General features: G+C 68.6%; 18 protein-coding genes and 1 pseudogene. 15 read left to right on the top strand and 4 right to left on the bottom strand.

The features are described 5' to 3' along the window. Window positions 1–50: 50 nt before the first annotated feature. Window positions 51–339, bottom strand: a pseudogene (locus ACFYXH_RS03280) (DUF192 domain-containing protein). 393 nt (window positions 340–732) lie between these two features. Here ACFYXH_RS03280 and ACFYXH_RS03285 point away from each other — a divergent pair. From ACFYXH_RS03285 to ACFYXH_RS03310, 6 genes are all read left to right on the top strand, one after another. Next, window positions 733–2,424 carry a polymorphic toxin-type HINT domain-containing protein gene (locus ACFYXH_RS03285; protein WP_389560159.1) on the top strand — a complete coding sequence of 564 codons (1,692 nt, stop codon included), beginning with the start codon at window positions 733–735 and terminating at the stop codon, window positions 2,422–2,424. 68 nt (window positions 2,425–2,492) lie between these two features. Then, window positions 2,493–3,374, top strand: coding sequence for a hypothetical protein (locus tag ACFYXH_RS03290; RefSeq protein WP_389560160.1), 882 nt, complete (start codon window positions 2,493–2,495; stop codon window positions 3,372–3,374). A 125-nt stretch (window positions 3,375–3,499) separates the two neighbouring features. Further along, complete coding sequence (locus ACFYXH_RS03295; protein ID WP_389560162.1) at window positions 3,500–4,270, top strand: hypothetical protein; 771 nt, start codon at window positions 3,500–3,502, stop codon at window positions 4,268–4,270. 156 nt (window positions 4,271–4,426) lie between these two features. After that, window positions 4,427–5,191, top strand: coding sequence for a hypothetical protein (locus tag ACFYXH_RS03300; protein ID WP_389560163.1), 765 nt, complete (start codon window positions 4,427–4,429; stop codon window positions 5,189–5,191). A gap of 590 nt (window positions 5,192–5,781) precedes the next feature. Continuing rightward, window positions 5,782–5,973 carry a hypothetical protein gene (locus ACFYXH_RS03305; protein ID WP_389560165.1) on the top strand — a complete coding sequence of 64 codons (192 nt, stop codon included), beginning with the start codon at window positions 5,782–5,784 and terminating at the stop codon, window positions 5,971–5,973. A 181-nt stretch (window positions 5,974–6,154) separates the two neighbouring features. Beyond that, complete coding sequence (locus ACFYXH_RS03310) at window positions 6,155–7,405, top strand: hypothetical protein (RefSeq protein ID WP_389560167.1); 1,251 nt, start codon at window positions 6,155–6,157, stop codon at window positions 7,403–7,405. Window positions 7,406–7,424: 19 nt separating this feature from the next. Here ACFYXH_RS03310 and ACFYXH_RS03315 read toward each other — a convergent pair whose 3' ends face one another. Continuing rightward, the gene (locus ACFYXH_RS03315; RefSeq protein WP_389560169.1) at window positions 7,425–7,781 is read right to left on the bottom strand and encodes a DUF192 domain-containing protein; all 357 of its coding nucleotides are present in this window, start codon (window positions 7,779–7,781) and stop codon (window positions 7,425–7,427) included. 104 nt (window positions 7,782–7,885) lie between these two features. Between ACFYXH_RS03315 and ACFYXH_RS03320 the strand changes: the two genes are divergently transcribed. From ACFYXH_RS03320 to ACFYXH_RS03330, 3 genes are all read left to right on the top strand, one after another. Beyond that, entirely contained in the window at window positions 7,886–8,710 is an 825-nt protein-coding gene (locus ACFYXH_RS03320; protein WP_389560171.1) for a prepilin peptidase, read from the top strand. 97 nt (window positions 8,711–8,807) lie between these two features. After that, window positions 8,808–9,212 carry a cupin domain-containing protein gene (locus ACFYXH_RS03325; protein WP_389560173.1) on the top strand — a complete coding sequence of 135 codons (405 nt, stop codon included), beginning with the start codon at window positions 8,808–8,810 and terminating at the stop codon, window positions 9,210–9,212. Between the two features lie 170 nt (window positions 9,213–9,382). Then, window positions 9,383–10,936, top strand: coding sequence for a DUF2079 domain-containing protein (locus ACFYXH_RS03330; protein WP_389560175.1), 1,554 nt, complete (start codon window positions 9,383–9,385; stop codon window positions 10,934–10,936). On the opposite strand, the gene ACFYXH_RS03335 is transcribed toward ACFYXH_RS03330, so the two are convergent. Together ACFYXH_RS03335 and mgrA are read right to left on the bottom strand one after the other, a co-directional pair. Beyond that, on the bottom strand, window positions 10,914–12,065 hold the full coding sequence (locus ACFYXH_RS03335; protein ID WP_389560177.1) for a winged helix DNA-binding domain-containing protein: 1,152 nt from the start codon (window positions 12,063–12,065) through the stop codon (window positions 10,914–10,916). The genes ACFYXH_RS03330 and ACFYXH_RS03335 overlap by 23 nt on opposite strands. A gap of 445 nt (window positions 12,066–12,510) precedes the next feature. Beyond that, complete coding sequence (mgrA, locus tag ACFYXH_RS03340; protein WP_389560179.1) at window positions 12,511–13,548, bottom strand: L-glyceraldehyde 3-phosphate reductase; 1,038 nt, start codon at window positions 13,546–13,548, stop codon at window positions 12,511–12,513. A gap of 105 nt (window positions 13,549–13,653) precedes the next feature. Between mgrA and ACFYXH_RS03345 the strand changes: the two genes are divergently transcribed. The 6 genes from ACFYXH_RS03345 (at window position 13,654) to ACFYXH_RS03370 (ending at window position 22,810) form a co-directional block, all read left to right on the top strand. Beyond that, a complete protein-coding gene (locus tag ACFYXH_RS03345; RefSeq protein ID WP_389560181.1) occupies window positions 13,654–14,415 on the top strand; it encodes an isoprenyl transferase in 762 nt (253 codons plus the stop codon). Window positions 14,416–14,747: 332 nt separating this feature from the next. After that, complete coding sequence (locus ACFYXH_RS03350; protein WP_327328479.1) at window positions 14,748–16,070, top strand: PhoH family protein; 1,323 nt, start codon at window positions 14,748–14,750, stop codon at window positions 16,068–16,070. 391 nt (window positions 16,071–16,461) lie between these two features. Further along, window positions 16,462–17,154 (top strand): transglycosylase SLT domain-containing protein, encoded by a 693-nt coding sequence (locus tag ACFYXH_RS03355; protein WP_389560183.1) that lies wholly within the window; start codon window positions 16,462–16,464, stop codon window positions 17,152–17,154. A 119-nt stretch (window positions 17,155–17,273) separates the two neighbouring features. Next, entirely contained in the window at window positions 17,274–18,620 is a 1,347-nt protein-coding gene (locus ACFYXH_RS03360) for an AI-2E family transporter (RefSeq protein ID WP_389560184.1), read from the top strand. Then, window positions 18,617–19,372 carry a hypothetical protein gene (locus ACFYXH_RS03365; protein ID WP_389560188.1) on the top strand — a complete coding sequence of 252 codons (756 nt, stop codon included), beginning with the start codon at window positions 18,617–18,619 and terminating at the stop codon, window positions 19,370–19,372. Before ACFYXH_RS03360 ends, ACFYXH_RS03365 begins: the two co-directional genes overlap by 4 nt. A gap of 75 nt (window positions 19,373–19,447) precedes the next feature. Beyond that, on the top strand, window positions 19,448–22,810 hold the full coding sequence (locus tag ACFYXH_RS03370; protein WP_389560190.1) for a PQQ-binding-like beta-propeller repeat protein: 3,363 nt from the start codon (window positions 19,448–19,450) through the stop codon (window positions 22,808–22,810). The last annotated feature ends 2 nt before the right edge of the window (window positions 22,811–22,812 follow it).

The raw sequence follows: 22,812 nt of genomic DNA on the forward strand, positions 1-22,812 counted from the left end.
GTAGACCTCGCAGATCCCCTCGGTGCTGCCGACGAGGCAGGCTTCCAGGCTCAACCGGAGATATTCAGCTGTACGCCAGGACGCAGCCCCCACCGTTCCATCGCCCCGGCCTCCGCCTCCACCGCGTGGCGCGAACGGAAGGGGAGTGCCGAGGCGGCCCGACTTCATCGTGCGTACGGTGATGACCTTCAACCCCTTGTCCAGATAAGCCACATCGATCGAGAAGCGCATCCGGAACGTGTGCACACTGCCGCACGGGGTGAGCATGAGGGCGCCGTCGATCCCGTCGCGCCCGAGCAGGCCGCGCGTACGGGCCCGGTAGGACGTCGCGATCAGCACCGGGACCGATGAATGGCCGCAAGTCGGTGGACTTCGGAGACGGCAAGCCGGCCGATGTCAGCACCATTGACGACGTCGGTGCCGCCTACAAACGCCGATAGGTCGCCGTCTCCGTCGGTCACGGTGACGGCGACACTCCGCTCGTCATGACGGCCGTCGTTAGCGACCGGTCGATCCAGAGGTGACTGATTCCGGATCGCCTGACGGGCATCAATTAGCGTGTAACCAGCGGTAATTCGTTGCCAGCCGGGACGTCGATTTAGGCCCACGCGTGGGCCCGGGGACCCATGCCGAAATTCGTGCCCATTAACTAACGTCGTGCGTATGCCTCTTCGACCACGCTGGCCCGCTCGTAGCTCCGCGCTTCAGCGTCATCCGCGTACGCAGGCACGGTTGTTAGGACTCCGCAAGTCCGGGCAGTCGGGTCAGACCGCGTTGGAGTATCTGGGTCTGGTGCTGGTGGTCGTGGCGATCGTCGGTGCGTTGGTCGGGACCGGGATCGGTGCGGAGCTGACCGAGCGGATCGGTGCGCAGGTGTGCCGGATCGGTGGCGGCGGTGAGTGCGGCGATTCCGGTGGCGGAGAGACGGAAGCCGATGGTGCCGACAAGTCGGACGGCAGTGGTGATGCCGAGCCGGCGTCGGCGGAGAAGACGCAGGCGGAGAAGGACTACGACAAGGCTGTCAAGGAACTTCAGGACGCCGAGGGCGAGTACGAGAAAGAGAAGAAGCGGGCGATCGAGGCCGCGAAGAAGCTCGGGGCGATTCTCGCCGAGGAGTTGGGGATCACCGATGCCGTGAAGTGCTTCACGGAGGGGGATCCGAGTTCGTGCACGGAGACGGCGATCAACGTGGTGACGTCGTTGATCGGGTCGCTTCCGGCGAAGATCCTCAAGAAGTACGGCTGGCCCACTGAGTGGAAGAAGGGCAAGAAGGTCGTCGAGAGCATCGTCAAGCACGGCGGGGACGTCGTGGGCGGTGCGAAGGGGATGTGGAAGGCCAAGAAGAAGGTCGACAAGCTCAAGGGCAAGGTCGAGGACCTCAAGAAGAAGCTTCCCAAGCGCGAGAAGAAGCCCAAGGACAAGGACGGCAAGGACGGCGACAAGCCGGCCGACTGCCCGGTCAAGCACAGCTTCCTGCCGGGTACCCCGGTGCTGCTCGCGGACGGTTCGCGGCGTGCCATCGAGGATGTGCGGGTCGGCGATCAGGTATTGGCGACCGATCCGGAGCATGGCCTGACCCAGGTCCGTCGGGTCACGGACACGATCACGACCGAGGACGACAAGGACTTCACGCGGCTCACCGTGCGGGTGGCCGGCCGTACGGCGACGCTGACGGCGACGGACACACACCCGTTCTGGCTGGTCGACGAGGGTCGTTGGGCCGACGCGGGTGAGATCGGCGCTGGCGACGAGCTACGCCTGCCGGACGGCGGAAGCGCCGCTGTTACCGGCGTCAGCCCCTACGAGCAGAGGCAGCGCACCCACGACCTGACCGTCGACACGGTCCACACCTACTACGTCGGGGTAGGCAGCCAGAACGTACTGGTCCACAACAACGACTGCGGAAAGCCGAAGAAGCGCACGCCCGCAGAGCTCAAGGCTCTCGCCGAGGAACGAGCTCAGGACGCAGGCGACTACCAGGATGTGTTCCTTCGCGAAGTGCGCGAGAAGGCGAAGGCCGACGGGAAGAGCCCCGAGGAGATTGAGAAGGCCGTTGAGTGGGCCAACAAGAAGAACACGGCCGCGGTAATCCGCGCACGCTTCCCCGTTCCTGGGCAGCCGGGCAAGTGGGTCGAGCGGAACGTGGTAGCCAGCAGCGGTCCGGGGCTCTCCCCGGCACAGCTCACCGAGGCCAAGAAGCGCGGTGACATGGTGGTGAGACTCAACTCGGACGGGGCCACGCACGCGGAGCAGAACGCCATGCTCCGTGTCAACGAACTCGGGGGCAAGCCCATCGCGGGTGGAGCTTCCAGGGAAGTCTGCCCCGATGTCTGCGCTCCTCTGATCAAGGAATCGGATGGCGTGGTCAGCGGTAATGTCACGGGGCGTGGGTCACGTAAGTATCGGACCTTCTGGTGGCCGTAAGCCGACAGCAAGAGCTGGTCGATGGCGGATTGGTTGGAGTGAATCCCGGCGTGAAGATCTTGGAGAGTGTGCGAGGCATTGCTTTCATGGCCTCGTTCGACCAGGCCAGAGCGTTCGCTGCCGCTTGTGCCGAGCACGCGAGCGGGATCCTCTTCTGGACTCTGTCGAGGTCCGGGCGTGAGGAGGACCTAGAGGTCTACCTTCGGGCGCTGGAGACACTGTGGGAGACCGGACCGGTCGACCTGGGCGAGGCGACGGAGCTGCACCAAAGGCTGATGGATCTCCCTGAATTCGAGTCGGCACACGAACCTGGAGGGCTCAAGCTTGCCGCTCGCAGCGGGGCCAGGGCGCTGGCCGCGGGCGTGGCGATGCTCATTGACGAAAGCCCGGAAGGTGCCATTGAACCTTCTTCCTTCGCGCGGAGATTCGCCCTTGAACTGGGGCGTCGATGCGACGCCGATCTCCTGGCACGGGAGGACGAGGCGCAGAACCATGACGTGGAGACGGTCTTTGCCTGGAGCGGCGAACTGCCCGGGCCCCTGGTGTCCCTGCGTATGGCGGCGGCCGAGCTCGGACGTGTCTATCTGGACACGGCGGTGGCCGCGTTTCGCGAAGGAGAAGGTGAGGAGGGTCGTGGAGCGATGGAGCTCCGGGTCACGGCAGTCCCCGACCGAGAGGACATCATCGCGGCGTATGCGGACGCCACACGCCACTACGGTGTCGTGGGACGGGTCGTCGCGGGTGCTGACGCCGGGCGCTATATCCGGGTCGACAAGCTGGTGGATCTCGCCGAGACGGACGAGGAGCGAGAGGAAGCCGTGGGCGTCATGATCCGCGTCGCCGATGATCCTGAAATGGAGATCAACTGCATCGGCGAGTGGGTGGAGGACTGGGCCGGCGTCGAGGAGTCCTTCGAACGGGATGAGCGTCAGGTGGACTGGCCGTCATAAGCGTGTGGCGGGACCGGGAAGTCACTGGCTCGCCGTTGCCGCAGGTCGATCGGCCCGGAGTCAACTGCGAAGAGCAGGTTCATGCGCGGCCGAGGTATCGGTTGCGCCGAGAGAAGGTTTGGGACATGCGCGTGGATTCGGTGCGTACGCATCGGGGTGTGGCGTTGGCGACGGTCGCTTTGACGCTGGCGCTGGTCGGGGGGTGTGGTGGTTCCTCGTCCGTCACGGCGGACGGGTCGGGCGAGTCGCAGAAGCCGAAGGACAAGCCGACTGCGGCTACGGCGTCGACCCCGGCACCTGCCTCGTCGACTCCGGGTGCGGCGAAGGTGACGGGGAAGACGCTGTCCAAGGTGGAGTTGGAGGGTTTCGTGCTGGCCAAGGGGGATGTGGCCGGTTTTGCGGTGGCGCCGATGGAGGGTGCGCCGCCCATGGGGGAGACGGCGGACAAGGCCGAGTGCCTGCCGCTGACCGCGCTGCTGGGCGGCAAGCCCGAGCCGGCCCCGTCGGCTGCGGTGTACCGCCAGATCGTTGGCGGGAAGGGTGAGCAGACGGTGGTCACCGAGTTCCTCACGGCGCACCGGGGGCAGGAGGCGGGCCAGGTGCTGGCCCGCCTGAACAAGGCGGTCGCGGACTGTGCCGACGGGTTCACGGCTCATGGCGGGGAGAGCCCGTCGACATACTCCGGGGTGAAGAAGCTGCCGAGCCCGCAGGCCGGGGACGAGGCACTCGCGTACCAACTGAGTGGTGCGTACAAGGGCGAGGAGGTGCCGCTGGTTTTCCAGGTGGTGCGTACGGGGACGACGGTGGCCACCTTCTACACTGCGAATCTCGTGGACGCGAAGACCCCCGAGATCCCGGCAGCGATTAGCACCGCCCAGGCCGCCAAACTCAAGTAGCCACAGATGCGGTCCGGGGCCGCCCGGCGTGCATCGCTACCGGACGGCGTGAAACGGCGTGAAGATGTTGGAGAGCGTGGGAAACCCCGCCTATACGGCATCGTTTGCCCAGGCCAGGGCGTTTCGGCCGCTTGCGTCGAGCGTGCGTGCGGAGTCGTGCTCTGGGCCGTGGCGCACTCCGGGCGTACGGCGGATCTGGAGGTCTGCCGCCAGGCCCTGGAGCTGCTGTGGGAGAGCGGCCCGCCCGACCTGTCCAGGGCTTCGGAGCTGCACGACCGGCTGGGGGACGTGATGGACGAGATGCCGGAGGACGCTACGGGGGTTGAGTCCCTTGTCGAGAGCGGTGTCGGGGTCCTGCACACCGGGGTGGGTCTCCTGCTGTGGGGTGACCCGATGGGTGCTACACAAGTCTCTTCTGCCGTACGGGACTTCGTCCTCGAAGTGGACCCGCACGGCGATGCCGGGCTCCTGGCGCGGGAGGACGAGGCGCAGAACCGGGATGTGGCCGATGTCCTCACCAGGAATGACGATGTCGTTGAGGGGCTCCCCTTGCTGTGTGCCGCCGCGGCGGAACTCGGGCGCACCTATCTCGCCGCCGCCGTGGCTGCGCAGGGCGACTCCGTGGAGCTCCGTGTCACTGCGGTTCTCGACCGGGGGGATGTCTCCGAGGCGAATGCGCGAACACGGTTCGGGGTCGTGGGGCGATTTGTCGCGGGTGATGAGGCGGGACGCTATGTCCGGGCCGACCTGATGGCGGATCTCGCCACGACGCCCGAGGAGCGGGTGGCAGCCGACGGTGTCATGATCCGTATCGCCGACGATCCGGACATGACGACCGACTGCATCGGTGAGTGGTTGGAGGACTGGGCCGCCGTGGAGGAGACCATCGAGCAGCGGGGCTGGCAGATTGACTGGGCGTAAACTGCAACGCCCTGACCGCGCAATGACCTGACCATGCACCGGCCGACGCCGGACGCGGCGGCGGCACTGGCCGGAGTCTCAGTGTCCCGGGCGAGTCCCGCAGCGTCGGCATCGTCCGTACCGCGATCGCGTGTGCGCTGCATGTCTGCCGTCTCGACCGGTACGCACTGCCGCCGCCCTTGCGGTGACTGAACTGATTCCCACCGCAACGAAGTTGATTCCGGACCGGGATCTCTACCTCTCCCTCCGGCACCGTGAAGGTGTGTTCCGCCTGGTCGCCGGTGCGTGGGCTTCCCGCGTCCTGGTGCGAGCCGGCATCAGCGCACGGCGGCCGTCGGCTGACCGAAGTACACACCCGAGTGCCGCTCCCGCCCGCCCCGCGAACCACGGGCTCTTCCTCGGGGCATGCGCGCGCCACCGTAACGGCCGGTGCTGTGTGGGTCCGGAGTTGGGCCCTGGGGCCCACGACGCCGCGTAACGCCAGGTCGTAGGGTGAGTGGTCATTTCGCTTACTCGCAGGGCCGGTTGGGGGAAGCGCATGTCTGCGTTCGGGGGCGTACCCACTTACGGAGGCGCCGTTCCGGCGCCAGGTGCGGGGCGGCGGGAGTTGCCGCGCCTTCGCGGCCCTGTGCGAGCTGGGCTACTTCGACGACCTGGCGGTCTGGCGGGTCGGCGACCGCCGGGTCGCGGTCGGCGCCGGGCAGATGGACGCGGAGGAGCCGGTGGTGCTCTTCGCGGCGGTGACGGGCTCGGACGAGGGCTTCCCCGGCCGGGGTCACTGATCCGTACCTGCCGCGTGCTTGCTGCATCTTTGCTCATGCTCTGCAATGACCGCGGCTGATGGTGGCACGCCGCCCGGTCAGCACGCCCTGGGGATGCTGGAGCGTAACGGTGGCCGTAGCAGTGACGGCGGGCCCGGAGGGTGAGAATGGGGCGGCAGCGTCGACCAGAAGGAGCGGGATGATGTCGCGAACCGGAGGCGGTACGGCAGTCGGTGCGGCGCTCTGTGCGTTGATGCTGGTACCGGGCCCGGCCCAGGCGGCCCCGGCGTCGGACGGCCCCCGGGGCGTGGCCGCGTATCGGCTGGCGGACGGCGCGAAGCCGGTCAAGGGAGCGGCGTCGTCTGCGGACGGGCCGGTGCTGGCGGAGCCGGGGACGTATACCGACACGATCTCCAAGGGCGAGAAGAAGTTCTACAAGGTGACGCTGGACGTGAAATCCAACGCCTATCTCTCGGCCGTCCTCGCCCCGCCGCCGGGGAGTGTGACGGATGTCCTGGACGGTATCCGAATCTCACTCGCAACCATGGACGGAACGAGCTGCAGTGTCGATGACAGCATCACGTTCCGGGCCGTTTCCACCCGCCCGGTCGCCGGGTATGTCTCGCGCACTATTGAGTCCGACCGGGACTGCAAGCAAGCGGGAGATTATCTCTTCGCGGTGGAGTGGACAGGTTCGGGGAGCATCCGAGCGCAGCACTGGCCCATCGAGCTGAAGTACATGGCGGAGCCCGGCCTCAAGGCCGATGCCCCCGCTCCGACCGCCCCCACATACTGGAGCTCGCAGGCGCCCTCGCCGTCCTCCACGAGCGAGCCGAAGACCGTGGTCGGCGGCACAGGATTCAACGATGCGGCAAGGGTGGACAACGGCGCGTGGCGCGACGAACTCCGCCCCGGCGACAGCCGTTTCTACAGGGTGCCGCTGTCCTGGGGGCAGCAACTCTTCGTCGGCGCACAGTTCGCCAACTCCGCGAAGAGCGGGTTCGTCAGCATCAATGGCCTGCGGGTGGCGCTCTACAACCCCGCGCGCGGTCCGGTCGAGGACGAGACCGCCAACTACATTGGCGACGCCGCGGCGATCGAGCTCGGGACCGCCCCAGCCGTGTACGCGAACCGCAAGGGCGACGGCTCGGCAGCGGTGCAGGCGATGTGCTTCCAGGGCTGGTACTACGTACAGGTCAGCCTTGACCCGAAGGTTCCGAACTCAGTTCCCGTCATCCTGAACCTGGGAATCGAGGGGAAGGCGCAGGCGGGCCCGGCGTACGACGGTGATGCGGATGCGGCCGGATTCGGGCTCGGCGACCAGGGGGAGGGGAATCGTAGTCTCATGATGCGGGGCATCGGCATCACAGGGATCGGCGTGGGGACCGTCCTGGTGCTTGGCTTGGGGGCGTGGGCCGTCGTGGGACGGCGGAGGATGGCCGAGCACTCTTAGCCCGCTGCTGTGTACGCCGCTACACCTCGATACGGACCTGGGCGCCCGGCCGCACACCCCACTCCTCCATCGCCCCGGCTTCCGACTCCAGCACATGGCGGGAACGTGGCCGGGGCAGGCCGAGGCGGCCAGGCTTCATCGTCCGTACCGCGATGACGTTGAACTTCTTGTCCAGGTAAGCCACATCGATCGTGAAGCGCATCCGGAAGGTGTGCACGCTGCCGCACGGAGTGAGCATTAGCGAGCCGTCGATCCCGTCCCGGCCCAGCAGCCCGCGTGTACGGGCGCGGTAAGAGGCCGCGACCTGGACTGGAATCGCGTGCTCGTCCCGTCCCACAACTGTCAGTTTGCCGCTGCCGTTTCGCCATTTCCCCATGGCGTAGACCGTAGCGTCTGCTGTGTGGCTCTGGGCCCTGGGATCTCGCGCGGTGGGCCCCAGGGCCCATGACCCGGCATCCGGTGTCGCTTAGGGTCGGAATTGTGTACGCCACCCTGATCGCCGTCGCTGCCCTGTGGGGCGCAGCCACCGGACTGCTCGTGCCGCGCGCCGCATACCGGCTCTCCGTCGTGCCGGAGGAGGCGTGGCGTGAGACCTGCCCCGGCGGGCATCCGATTGCCGGGCCTGCCAGCGGCTGGCTGGGGCGCGCACGGTGCGCGATGTGTGCCGTTGCCGTTCCTGCCAGTACGGCTCCGGCCCTCGCCTCTGCTGCGGCTTCGGAAGGCACCCACGACGAGGCGCCCGCGCCGCCCCCGCCGGAATACGGCCGTCTGACGGTCCTGGTTCCCGCTGTCACCGCTCTCTCCTGCGCGGCCCTCGCCGCCGCCACCGGCCCCCGCCCCGAACTGGCCGTTTGGCTGCTGCTCGCGCCCTTCGCCGTACTTCTCGCCCAAGTCGACCTCAACGTCCACCGCCTGCCCGACCAGCTGACTCTCCCGCTCGCCGCCGCGGCCGCCGTGCTTCTCGGGCTCGCCGCGCTGCTCCCCGCCGACGCCGGCTCCTGGCCAACCGCGTTGCTCGGCGGACTCGTCCTCGGCGCCGCCTACTTCGTGCTCTTCCTGATCCACCCGAACGGCATGGGTTTCGGCGATGTCAAACTCGCCCTCTCGCTCGGCGTCGCCCTCGGCTGGTACGGCTGGACGGTCCTCTTCACCGGAGCCTTCGCCGGTTTTCTGCTGGGTTCGCTGTACGGGGTCGCACTGATGGCCCTCGGGCGCGCGAACCGTAAGACCGCGATCCCGTTCGGGCCGTTCATGATCGTGGGCGCGCTTGCCGGGCTGCTGCTCGGCGGCCTCGCGGCGGGCTGAGAGGACCCAACGCCTCGGAGCGCACATTCGTCGGCGCACATTCGTCGGCGCACATACGTACAAGACACGACCCGTTCCGCCCGCAAGAATCGTTCGCATGGATTCCATTGACGCGAAGCCGGTCAACCTCAGCGAAGCCCTCGCCACTTTCGACGATGTCTACAGCCCCCGCATCGTGGCCCGGATGAACGACTACGACGTACGGATCGCCCACACCGCCGGAGAGCACATCTGGCACGTCCATGAGGACACCGACGAGTTCTTCCTTGTCCTGGACGGCCGTTTCGACATCGCGCTGCGCGCCGCCGACGGGACCGAGTCCACCGTCGAGCTCCACAAGGGCGACACCTTCGTCGTACCGAAGGGCATCGAGCACAAGCCCTCGTCGCCCGGCGGCTCGATCCTCATGTTCGAGCCTTCCGGTACGAAGTCGACGGGCGACCGGCACGACGGCGAGATCCCCGACCACGTCGACAGCACCACCGGGCACGCCTTGTCATGACAGCGCGTACGTTCGACGAGCTCGTTGCCGAGGCGGAAGCCGTCTCCGCCGACGGCTGGGACTCCTGAGCGGATGCGGTCGGAGGGGCCCTTCATCGCCACGACGACGCGCTTCCTCATCGAGGCGGTCAAGCCGTCCGGCGTCAGGATGCCCATCTAGCATCGGGGCGTATGCGGACATTCCCTGACAATGCGGTGATTCGGCGAGGCGTACTGCGGTCCCTCATCCCCGCTCCCGCGCCAAAACCCCGACCGCGCTCCACTGCCCGTTTCCCCGCCGCCCTCCTCCCCTGGAGCTGGGCGGCGGCGCTCTTTCTGCTCTACGCCACCGTCGCCGTACGCCGTCATATGCTGCTCCGCACCACCGGCTACGACCTCGGTATCTTCGAGCAGGCCGTACGCGCCTACTCCCAACTGCGGCCGCCGATCGTCCCCCTGCGCGGCGACCACTTCAATCTGCTCGGCGACCATTTCCATCCCGCGCTCGCCGTCCTCGCCCCGCTCTACCGCCTCTGGCCGTCGGCCTTCTGTCTGCTCCTCGCCCAGTCGGCGCTGCTCGCCCTCGCTGTCGTACCGCCGGCCCGCTGGGCGCTGCGGGAGCTCGGGCGCCGCTCGGCGCATGTCGTCGCCGTCGGCTACGGGCTGAGCTGGGGCATCGCATCAGCCGCCGCCTTCGACTTCCATGAGGTCGTCCTCGCCGTACCGCTGCTCTCCTTCGCCCTGGAGGCCCTCGGCCGCCGCCGCTGGGGTCCCGCCGTCGCCTGGGCGGCTCCGCTCGTCCTGATCAAGGAGGACCTGGGCTTCACGCTCGCCACTCTCGGCTGTTACGTCGCCTGGAAGGGCCCGCGCCGTCTCGGTGTCGTCACCGCCGCGGCCGGTCTGCTCGCCTCGGCCGTCGAGATCAAGCTCCTGCTGCCCGCATTCAATCCGGCGGGCCAATATGCGCACGGCGGCAATCTCACCGAGGGCGCCCACAGCTCGCTGCTGTCCACCATCGCCTTCGTCCCGCTCGACGCGCTGCGCCCGGACATCAAGGCCATGACAGTGATCCTGGTCTTCGCCCCGTCCGCGCTGCTTGCGCTGCGCTCACCACTCGCGATCCTCGCCGTGCCCACCCTGACCTGGCGGATGCTGTCGCGGATCGGCTTCCACTGGGGCACGTCCTTCCACTACAGCGCTGTCCTGATGCCCATTGTCTTCGTCGGCCTCATCGACACGCTGCGGCAGTGGCGCGGCGCGGACCATCCGCTCGCCGCCCGCCATGTCCGCGCCTCGCTGATCACCGTGCTCGCTGTGACCCTCGTCATGCTGCCGTCGTTCCCCCTCGCCCAGCTGGCCCAGCGGGCCACGTGGCGCTCGACACCCCATATCGAGGCAGCCCGCTCGCTGCTCGCAAGGATCCCGGACGGGGCGACCGTCGCCGCTTCCAACCGCCTTGTTCCGCAGCTCACTTCACGCTGCGAGGTCGTTCTCTTCCCGACGTTCCCGGTCGACGCGCGGCTGTACGAGTACGACAGGACGCGGTTGCCCCGCCCCACCGCCGAGTGGATCATTCATGACAGCAGGGCGCCGGAGGCCTGGCCGTACCCTTCGGGGCACTGGCCCTACCCGCCCGAGCAGCAGGCGGCCGAACTCGACGCCGCGCAGCACAAGTACGGCTATGAGCGCATCGCCCAGCGCGACGGCGTCACTCTGCTACGACTCAGGCGTGCGGCCCGACCGTGACCTTCCCGACCGTCAACTCCGCCTGTCCTTGTAGTACTTCACCGACCCGCTCCACCTGCTGCTCCAGCTCGCGGTGGCGGAGGGTGCCCAGTGCGTCGCCGATCGGCTCCACCGTGACCGCGATCCGCCGCCCGGACCGCCGCTGGTGCCACACCCCGGCGACGGTCCCGTCGACGAGCACCACCGGGAAGTTCCCGGCCTGCCCGCCCGCCAGCGCCCGCTCGTACGCCGGGCCGGGGAAGAGCAGCTCGCGCGGTTGCGAGGCGATGGCGTACGCGTCGAAGTACGGCAGCAGCCGCACACCCCGCGGCGGCTCTTCCGGGAACTCGGTGTCGCCGGCCGCCACCCACGCCCGGCCGCCCTCGAACGCCACCTCCTCGATCCTCCCCTCGCCCGCCGACGCGGCGAACACCTCTGCGGCCCAGCCCTTGGGCGCGGCCAGCCACTTGGCGAAGTGCGCCGGGGTGGCGGGCCCGTACGCGTACAGATAGCGGTGTATGAGCTCCGCCGACGCGGCGGGACCGTCCATCGGAGTGACGCCGGGGCTGGTGTAGGTGGCCTTGCGTCCGCGGTTGGGCGCGAAACGGAGCGCACCGCGGTGCGCGGCCGTGTGCATCGCCTGTCGCCAGCGTGGCCACTTGCCCTGGAAGGCTTCCATCACCGGGTCCGCGGCCCAGGACCCGGTGCGCTCGACGATCGCCTCGGTCAGCTCGTCGATCGTCAGCTCCGCGCCGATGAGAGCGTCGCCGACGGCCGCGACGACCTGCTCGGTCTGCTCAGCCGTCATCCGTACGGCGGCGGGCATCGGGCTCGCGCCGGCCGGGATCGCGGACAGTGCGCCGGTCCACAGCGGCAGATCGGCCGCCGCCAGCAGATGGACGGTGCCGCGTGGCCCGTATGTCTTCACCAGGCTGCCGTCCGTCCACAGCGCCTCGCGCACGTCGGCACGCGTCGCACTGCCCTCCAGGCGCAGCGCGACGGACAGTTCGGCGGCGGACAGCACCTGCGCGTGCGCGCCGAGCATCGCGGCGGCGATCTCGGCGGGGGAGGTCTTGGCCGGGGCGGTCAGCCCCTGTCGTGCGAGCCGGCGGGCGTTGGCCTGGGTCCATGTCACGCGTCGCGTCGTCATACGGATGACTCTAGGGTTTATATAGGACAGTTTCTGTCCGCATTCGGCCAAATCCCTGAGACGGTCCCTGAGTCAGTCCACGGGCCAGAGGTCAGCTCCCCCACAGTGACGAACTCCCATGGGGCGGATTCTCGCCAATATGTCGAGGGAGCCCGCAGCCTGACGGGCCCTTGGGCCGGCGCGCCGTCAATGTCACGCCTGTGACCGGGGGTCCCTCGTGGGAGGGACGGCCCCCGAGTGTGCGCGTCGGTCCGGAACCAGCCACTTTCCCGGCCCGCGCGACGGCCTCCCCGTCGTACGCCGGATTCGGAGCGTAGTTACGGCATGGCGTGGCGCTCGGCAGACTTGCAAAGGGTTATGGTGGAAACCCCCCCTCGGGCCGGTCCGTATCCCCCCCCACGGACCGGCCCGTTTTATTTCTCCGGCTGTTTCTCCGAGGGTCGGCTCAGCTCCGCCCGGCCCAGATGTTGGTGCCCTCGGTGTCCACCGCGAAGGTGTCGATCTCCTTCAACTCCTCGTCGCTCAGGGTCGGTCCGGCCAGCGTCGCGACGTTTTCCTCGAGCTGCTTCACACTGGAGGCGCCGATCAGTGCGGAGGTCATCCGCTCGTCCCGCAGCACCCAGGCGATCGCCAGTTGGGCGAGGGACTGACCGCGCCTGACAGCGATGTCGTTCAGCCCGTTCAGCCGCCGTACGACCTCGGCGGAGAGCAGATTCGGGTCCAGCGACTTGCCCTGCGTGGCCCGCGAGCCCTCCGGGATGCCCTTGAGGTATTTGCCGGTGAGCAGCCCCTGTGCGAGCGGCACGAAGGAGATGCAGCCCATGCCGGCGCTCTCCAGCGTGTCGAGCAGTCCGTCGGCCTCGATCCAGCGGTTGATCATCGAGTACGAGGGCTGGTGGATGAGAGCCGGTACACCCATCTCCTTCAGCAGCTGGGCCGCCTCCGCGGTCTGCTCCGCGTTGTACGACGACACACCCACGTACAGGGCCTTGCCCTGCTGCACGGCGGAGGCCAGCGCGCCCATGGTCTCCTCGAGCGGGGTGCCCGGGTCGAAGCGGTGGGAGTAGAAGATGTCGACGTAGTCCAGACCCATCCGGTTCAGGGACGCGTCGAGCGAGGACAGCAGGTACTTCCGCGAACCCCACTCGCCGTAGGGCCCCGGGTGCATCAGATAGCCCGCCTTGGTCGAAATGACCATTTCGTCCCGATACGGGGTGAAATCCTGCGCAAAGATCTTGCCGAAGTTGAGCTCGGCCGACCCGGGCGGCGGCCCGTAGTTGTTCGCCAGGTCGAAGTGCGTCACACCCAGGTCGAAGGCGCGCCGCAGGATCGCGCGCTGTGAGTCGAGGGTGCGGTCGTCGCCGAAGTTGTGCCAGAGGCCGAGAGAGAGCGCGGGAAGCTTCAGCCCGGAGTGGCCGGTACGCCGGTACTCCATCGACTCGTAGCGGTCCGCGGCTGCTCGGTAGGAGGAGGAATCAGTCACGCATCCCTCCTTATCACGGACTTGTGACAGGCCGGGTTGGGCCGCTGTGGCCAGCGCGCAGTAGTGTGGCGCCCTCGGGGACTGCCGCATGGAGGGGTTGGAAAAGTGAACCTGCGCGACCTGGTGTACGGGCTCTACGCGCGCCGGGTGGAAGGCCGCCTCGACCACGCCCAGGTGCCCAAGCACATCGGAGTCATCCTCGACGGCAACCGTCGCTGGGCCAAGGCATCCGGTGGCACGGCCGAGCAGGGGCACAAGGCGGGCGCCAGCAAGATCCAGGAGCTGCTGGGCTGGTGTGCCGAGACCGATGTCGAGGTCGTCACCCTCTGGCTGCTGTCCACGGACAACCTGGACCGCCCCGAGAACGAGCTGATCCCGCTCCTCGGCATCATCGAGAACGCGGTCCGCGACCTCGCGGCGGACGGCCGCTGGCGCGTGCACCACGTCGGCACGCTGGATCTGCTGCCCGCCCGCACCCAGTCCGTACTGAAGGAAGCCGAGCAGGCCACGGACGGCATCGACGGGATACTCGTGAACGTCGCCGTGGGATACGGCGGCCGTCAGGAGATCGCCGACGCCGTCCGCTCCCTCCTTCTGGAGCACGCCGACAAGGGCACGAGCTTCGAGGAGCTCGCCGAGATCGTCGATGTCGAGCACATCTCGGAGCACCTCTATACACGCGGCCAGCCCGACCCCGACCTGGTCATCCGTACCAGCGGCGAGCAGCGGCTGTCCGGATTCATGCTCTGGCAGAGCGCCCACTCGGAGTACTACTTCTGTGAAGTCTTCTGGCCGGCCTTCCGCAAGGTCGACTTCCTGCGTGCGCTGCGCGACTACGCCGCGCGCCACCGCCGCTACGGCAGCTGAGGCCCCTTCGGGTCCCCTGTAGCGCGGATCACCCTCTGTTCATCCACGCGTCGTCATATGCCATGGCATGGCTGCGCATGTTCGAGGGAATACCCCTTCCAGGTCGACGTCCGATCCACGAACGTCGTATCTCAGTGAGCGGCCGAGACCGCTCGCCCGGGAGGCCCTTTGCACACGAAGGACCGCACTTCTGGTGCGGACACCGCGGAGGGCCGGAGTTCGGCCCGCGCATCGTGGCCGAGCCCGGCCCGTCCCCTGCCTTCGGCGGGGGAGACCCCATGGCCCGCGACGCCGTCGCACTGCCGACCTCATTCGAGGGGGTACGTCCTTCCGTGGTGAACAGCACAAAGCGCCGCATGCCCGACAGGCGCACCTATGTTCTCGACACCAGCGTCCTGCTGGCCGATCCGAACGCCCTGACCCGTTTCGACGAGCACGAAGTCGTGCTCCCGATCGTGGTGATCACGGAGCTGGAGGCAAAGAGGCACCATCCGGAGCTCGGTTACTTCGCCCGCCAGGCGCTGCGCCTTCTGGACGATTTCCGTATCCGGTACGGCCGCCTCGACGCCCCCATCCCGATGGGCGACCTCGGCGGCACGCTCCGTGTCGAGCTCAACCACTCCGATCCCGGCGTCCTTCCGGCCGGCTTCCGATTGGGGGACAACGACTCACGGATTCTGGCGGTAGCGCGCAATCTGCAGGCCGAGGGGTACGACGTCACGGTCGTGTCCAAGGATCTGCCTCTCCGTATCAAGGCCTCGTCCGTCGGTTTGCTGGCGGAGGAGTACCGGGCGGAGCTGGCCATCACCGACTCCGGCTGGACCGGAATGGCCGAACTGCCCCTTTCCGCCGAACAGGTGGATCTGCTGTACGGCGAGGAGACGCTGTACGTCCCCGAAGCGGCGGAACTGCCCGTCCACACCGGCCTCGTTCTGCAGTCCGAGCGCGGCAAGGCGCTGGGCCGGATCTCGGCCGAGGGCAATGTGAAGCTGGTGCGCGGCGACCGGGAGGCCTTCGGTATCCACGGCCGTAGCGCCGAGCAGCGCATCGCTCTCGATCTGCTCCTCGACCCGGACGTCGGCATCGTCTCGCTGGGCGGCCGGGCCGGCACCGGCAAGTCGGCGCTCGCGCTCTGCGCGGGCCTCGAGGCGGTCCTGGAGCGCCGGCAGCACCAGAAGGTGATGGTCTTCAGGCCGCTGTACGCGGTCGGCGGGCAGGAGCTCGGTTATCTGCCGGGCACCGAGGCCGAGAAGATGAGCCCCTGGGCCCAGGCGGTCTTCGACACACTCTCGGCCGTGGCGGGCCGTGAAGTGATCGAGGAGGTGCTCGGACGCGGCATGCTCGAGGTCCTGCCGCTCACCCATATCCGAGGCCGCTCGCTGCACGACGCGTTCGTCATCGTCGACGAGGCCCAGTCCCTGGAGCGGAACGTCCTGTTGACCGTTCTGTCCCGTATCGGGGCTAATTCCCGGGTCGTCCTGACTCATGACGTGGCGCAGCGGGACAATCTGCGCGTCGGCCGGTACGACGGAGTCGTTGCCGTGGTCGAGAAGTTGAAGGGGCATCCGCTCTTCGCGCATGTCACCCTCACTCGCTCCGAGCGTTCGCAGATCGCCGCGCTGGTGACCGAAATGCTGGAGGAAGGCCAGATCTAATACGGAATAAGGCAGTTGGCGCCGCCCGGCAGAGCGCAAGAGCGTAGCCGGGCGGCGCCGTGCTGTCCGCCGGTTTCCGTAAAACACCTGGCTCAAACGGGGTGTGAGCTTTCACACGCAACGAAGAATTGCCTTGCGGTGTCGGCTTCCGGCAGAGTCTTGCTTCCGTCAGGCCCCGCATACGGCACATCCGCACCTCCAGAGGTGCACAGCACCACACAACTCAAGACTTGCCGTCGTATGCCGCCCGCGAGCATCATGCGGCACTCCCGTCAAGGGGGTTGCCCACCGGGCCCGCGCCTCCCGTGACCCAAGCAGTAGGGAGGCCAGCGTCAGGGGCACGATTGCGCTCGCGAGGTCACCCATGCGGGCGTTGCTGGAAGGAAACCGTGTGAGCCGGATCTCGGTCCGGGGGTTCGCAGTGGCATCAGCTACTGCGGTCACCACCGTTGGCGCCGTCGTGGGCGTTGCCTCGGGCAACACCCTGCCCTCGAACGACAACCTTGAGGCGTCCGCCGCCGACACGACGCTCCTCGCAGACATCCCCATGGGCCAGCAGGCTCAGGTTCAGGTCTCGTCCCTGACGCAGCAGGCCGACGCGCAGGCCGCTGCCGCAGACGCGGCCGCGAAGAAGTCCGCCGAGGAAGCGGCCCGTATCTCGGCAGCCAAGACCGCCGAGGCGAAGAAGGAAGCCGCTGAGGAGAAGGCCGAGCGCGATCGCGAGGCCAAGGAAGCACGCGCCAACCGTGACTCGGTGCGGGACGCTTCCACCTTCTCCGCGAAGAGCTCCTACTCCGTCGCCGAGGTCCAGGCGATCGCACGGCAGATGATCCCTGCCGACCAGTTTCAGTGCTTCAGCAACATCGTGGACCACGAGTCCAGCTGGAACTACCAGGCGCAGAACGCCTCCTCCGGTGCCTACGGTCTGGTCCAGGCGCTGCCCGGCTCGAAGATGTCGTCGGCCGGCGCCGACTGGCAGACCAACCCGGCGACCCAGATCAAGTGGGGCCTGAACTACATGAACAGCCGCTACGACAGCCCCTGTGGCGCGTGGTCGTTCTGGCAGGCCAACCACTGGTACTAGGATCTGCCGGCGCTCAACTTTTCGGAGCCCCCCACCGTCCTACGGTGGGGGGCTCCGTGCGTGTACGGTCGGTCGGAAAGGGCTCCCGGGGGGGAGTGGTGGGGGGAAGAGGGAAGATCATGTCGAGACTGCCAGGATGGCTCGCCGGCCTGGGCGCCGGGCTGACCCGGATAAGCGAGCGCCTGGACGAGCAACGCAGCGAGGACGCGGACGACGATGTGCCGGTCGTCCTTGGGCCCGCTCCGGACAGCGTCCCGCCGCCGCCCGCCTACGCCCCCGCCGTCGCGGCCAGGCCCGACCCGGTCGCCGCGATTCCCTGGGGCATGCGCGTCGCGGCCGAGGCCGGCTGGCGGCTGCTCGTACTGGCAGGCACGCTCTGGGTGTTGATGCGCATCATCAGCGCGGTACAGCTGGTGGTCCTCGCCTTCGTGGCCGCGCTGCTCGTCACCGCGATGCTCCAGCCCACCGTGGCCCGGCTGAAGAAGCTGGGCCTGCCGCGCGGGCTCGCCACCGCAGTCACCGCGATCGCGGGCTTCATCATCATGGGCCTGGTCGGCTGGTTCGTGGTCTGGCAGGTGATGGACAACCTCGACAACCTCTCCGACCGGGTCAGGGACGGAATCGAGGAACTCAAGCGCTGGCTGCTCGACAGCCCGTTCCATGTCACCGAGCAGCAGATCAACGACGTCGCCAAGAACCTCAGCGACACCATCGGCACCAACACCCAGGAGATCACCTCCGCGGGCCTGCAGGGTGTGACGGTGATGGTCGAGATACTCACCGGCATCCTGCTGGCGATGTTCTCGACGCTTTTCCTGCTGTACGACGGCAAGCGCATCTGGCACTGGGTGCTCAAACTGGTCCCGGCGCAGGCGCGCGAGGGAGTCGCCGGAGCAGGGCCGCGCGCCTGGCGCACGTTGACCGCGTATGTGCGCGGCACGGTGATCGTGGCGCTGATCGACGCGATCTTCATCGGCCTCGGCATCTACTTCCTCGATGTCCCGATGGCCGTACCGCTGGCCGTCTTCATCTTCCTGTTCGCCTTCATCCCCCTCGTCGGCGCGGTCATCTCCGGCGCGCTCGCGGTGGTCGTCGCACTGGTCACCCAGGGCGTGTTCACCGCGCTGATGGTGCTGATCGTCGTCCTCGCCGTACAGCAGATCGAGGGCCATGTGCTGCAGCCCTTCATCCTGGGCCGCGCGGTCCGTGTGCACCCGCTCGCCGTCGTCCTCGCGGTCGCGGCCGGTGGACTGACCGCCGGGATCGGCGGCGCCGTGGTGGCGGTGCCGCTGGTGGCGGTGACCAACACGGTGGTCGGCTATCTGCGCGCGTACGGCAGGGAGCAGGCTCTGCGGGACTCACCGCCCCCGCCGCACGGCGCTGCGGCGGTCGAGGCCGCGCCGACGCCGACCCCCGGGCTGACCCCGGCGCCGGCGTCCGCCGGGGCCGGGGAGGCACAGGAGTGATATCCGAGCCGGAACTGGTCGGGGAGGACGAGCCGTTCGGCGAGGCCGAGCTTGCCGGGCCGCGGACGGGTGAGGCGGACGCGGCCGGGACCGAGACGGTGGCGGCCGGCGACGGTGTCTCCGCCCGTCGGCCACGCCCGGCCTGGGTATGGGCGGTCGGAGGTGTACTGGCCGCGTCAGCGGTGTGGGCGGGCGGCCTGTACGTGTACGAGAGGCAGGACCCGGACGTCGGCGGGTACCGGGCGAGCCGCGACCTCTGCTCCGAAACCGGGCTGAAGGCGCTGTCCACCGTGCTTGGCAAGGTGCAGTCCCGGATGCCGTCGGCGCGCGAGCACACGACCCTCGACCTGGCGTCCTGCTGGGCCACTGTGGAGTCGACCACGACGTCGCCGAAGGACGGGGGCCTCGAGGACTCGCCTCCGAGCGTCTACTTCACCTACACGCTGCACAAGAGGACCGACCCGGGGCCGGAGTTCAAGGCGGCTACTGCCGCGCAGATGCTCTTCGGGGACACCGAGGTCACCATGGAACAGGTCGACGGGATCGGCGAGCGCGCCTACTTCGTCCTGGAGGACGGCAGCGACGAAGCGCCGACCCTCCATGTGCTGGACGGCCAGGCCGTGCTGACGCTCTCCGTCTCGCCCGGCGGGCCGAACGGTCCGGGCGGTAAGACCGCTCCGGCCGATCTCTCGGGCATCAGGCCCTTCATGATCGAGGACATGCGGACGCTGATGGCCAAGCTGCAGAGCTGAACTCTTGCGGACGACTCGATGAAAGTCGTTCGGTCTTGGCGGAAATCGAGCGGATGCTGGCTAGCGTCCGCTCTTATGAAACACATACGCACAGCGGCCGGGCTCTGTCTCGCGCTGCTGTTCCTTGTGCTGGGCATCGGAGCCCAGCCCGCTATGGCGCATGTCTCCCGCGAGCACGCCGAACTCGTCGTCGCCACCGGTGACAACGTCACCAGTGGCCGTCTCATCGTGCACCGCGACGTGGTGTCCCCCGAGAGGGCCGGCACCTGGGCATCCTCGATGCTGTCGGCACGCTGCCCGGTCACCGGCTCGGGCGTGCCCGGCGACGACGGCGGGGTGCCCGGCGGTGTCGTCATCGAACTGGCGTGGAGCTGCCACATCGACGCGCTGGACATGAGCCCGCTCCTCGACAGGGGCGGACTGACCCAGGTCGTCGTGGAGTTCGACGGCACAGCGGTCGACGCCTCCGCGGCAACCCCGCTCGTCGACGCCAAGGGCGCGCACGCGCTCCCGACGTTCCCCTGGCTCACCGTCGTACTCGTGGCTGCGGTCGGTGTCATGTTCGTACTCGCCGCCCGGCGGCTGCCGACCCTCGTCCGCGGGCTGCGCACAAGCCGTCGGTTCCGGCTCGCGACCGCGGGAGCCGTCGCCCTGTCCTGCCTCGCGCCCCAGGCGGCCTTCGCCGACGACACGTCACCGGCCACCGCCACCGTCGAGGGCACCGTCTTCAAGGACCGCAACGGCAACGGCGAGCGGGACAAGGGCGAGCGCGCCATGCCCGGTGTCGACGTCACGGACGGCGCCGCGTGGGCCACGACCCGCGCGGACGGCTCGTACACCCTGGCCATCGACCCGACGCGGCGCGAGACCGACCTCGTCAGCATCGTCTCGCCCGACGGGTACACCCCGGCCCTGCGCAAGGACTACATCCCGCAGTTCTTCCACAAGGTCCCCGAGACCGGCGGTACCGGCATCGACTTCGCGCTCGTACCGGACCGCAACGCCTCGGACCCCACCGAGAAGTGGGTCATGAACTCCGACCCCGAGGTCGGCAACCGCACCGACGCCGAGGCCCGCACGGCACTGCCCCAGTGGACCGGCCAGGTGCAGGCGATGTCCGAGGTCGACGGCGCGACGATGCAGATCGCGACCGGAGACCTGACCGTCACGGACTACGCGGAAGAGCCGCGCCGGCAGGGCGCGTACGACCTCTTCAGCAAGGGCCTGGAGCAGGGGCGGCTCGGCCACCCCTTCTACCCCGTGATGGGCAACCACGACTTCGGCGGCACGGCCACCTCCAAGGGCTACGCAGGCAGCCTGGAGTACTACCGCCGCAACCTCGCCCCCGAGTGGTACAGCTTCGACCGCAACGGCCGCCACATCGTCGTACTCGAGGACAACTACGACGCGAGCGGGCTGAAGCCGCAGCTGGAGTGGCTGCGCAGGGACCTGGCCCAGCACGCGGTCGGCAAGCAGGTGCTCGTCTTCGCGCACCGCTCGCTGTTCACCCAGTGGGGATCCGGCGCGGGCATGCAGCCGACCGTCGACGAGCTGGCGAAGTACGACGTACGGATGGTCGCCGCCGGTCACAACCAGCAGGCCGAGTTCCGGCGCGGTGCCTTCAAGCGCTCCGTCGAGATCAACAACCAGGGCACGTACGGTATCGACGGTGCCCACCCCGACTACAAGGTCCTCGACTTCAGCGGCATCACCGACGATCTGCGCACAAGCCGCAACGAGGACACGGGCCATGTGACCGGCATCCACCGGCAGTTCGACATCGACGACGATTCCGCGCTGGTCAGCCCCGCGCAGGGCAGCACGCACGGCGCAAAGGCCCCAATACCCGTAGAGGTGTACGCGGAGGACGACGGCCGTACGCCCGCGAGGGCCACGCTGACCGTACGGGACAGCCGCGGCCATGTCGTGAAGCGAGCGAGCGTGCGCTTCGGCGAGGGAGCGGCCAGGCCCGGTATCGAGAACTGCTACACCCCGCCCGGCGGCACGGCCGAACCCTGCCCGGACGCACGCGGTGCGTGGACCCGGGCGAGCGGCAAGCTGCGCGGGCTGCGGCCCGGCAGCTACACCGCCGAGACGACCGTGTACGACACCCGGGGCACGGCGTTCCCCGCGCTTCCCGCGGCGAAGTCCACCTTCGAGGTCGTACGCGACGCCGAGCTGTCGAAGCCGAGCACCGGGCAGGACTGGCTGCGGCAGGGTGGCGACGAGGCCGGGCGGTCCGCGAGCGGCGACAACCCGGGCGACACGCTCGACCTCAAGTGGACTCAGCACACAGGTGAGCAGTTCAACCTGAACGGCTCCGTGATCGCGGACGGCAAGCTGATCGTCTCGTCCCGCGCCTTCGACTCTCCGTACAGCATGATGCTCGCCTACGACATCACCTCCGGCCGCGAGATCTGGCGCACCTACCTGGACGGCGACGCCGAGTCGGCGCCGACGCTCCACGACGGACGGGTCTATCTGACGACCGGCGTCGGACGGATCTACGCGCTGGACGCCGAGGACGGGCACGTCGCCTGGGAGTCGATCGACCGTGAGGAGCAGCACGGCGACACCGTGCGCCGTTACGGTCGCGCGGGCGGACCGGTCAGCGTCTTCCCGCTCGCCGGCGGGGACCGTACGGTCGCCGTCCACCAGGACTGGAACACGGTGCGCTGCCGTGACGCCAAGACGGGCGAGAAGCTGCCCGGCGGCTTCGGGGCCGCGGCCTCCTGGGGCCAGTCCCACAGCACGGTGGTGCGCGAGCCCGGCTCCAACACCGCCTATCTGCACTCTTCGTCGAGCAACACGGTCATCGCGATGGACCTCGCGAGCTGCAAGCAACTGTGGGTGAAGGACACCGGGGGCGACATCGACAGCCACTCGTCGCCCGTGCTGACGCAGCCCGCATCGGGCCCGGCGAAGCTGGTGACGGTCACGGCGTCCGGCGTCCGCGGGCACGACCCGAAGACGGGCGCGGTGACCTGGGAGTCCAAGGTGGGCGGCGGCAGCACCTGCGAGCCGGGGCGGGCCCCGCTCACCAGCCCGGCCGTGTGGGGCGACATTGCTTATGTCGCGGGCCGCGACGGTGTCGTACGCGCCTATGACACGAGCGCGGGCGACCCGTCGAAGCCGGTGTGGGAGACCAAGGCCGGTCATCTGGCGGGCGAGAGCCCGATGGACGACAAGTGGCGCGTCGCCATGGGCTGCTCGGCGGGCGCCGGTTCGCCGACGATGCATCCGCTGGTCACCAAGTCCCTTGTGTATGTGGGGACATGGGACGGGCGGCTGCTCGTCCTGGACCGGGCGAGCGGTACGCAGCTCGTCGCGTACAACCTTGGCGCGGGAGTGGCTTCGGCGCTCTCCGTCAGCGGTGACTGGGTCGTCGCCCTCACGGACGACGGCACCGTCCACGCACTCGCCGCGCGCCGGGACTGAGA

Origin of the sequence: Streptomyces sp. NPDC002730, from assembly GCF_042888805.1 — a bacterium.
In the GTDB taxonomy this organism is placed as follows: Bacteria; Actinomycetota; Actinomycetes; order Streptomycetales; family Streptomycetaceae; genus Streptomyces.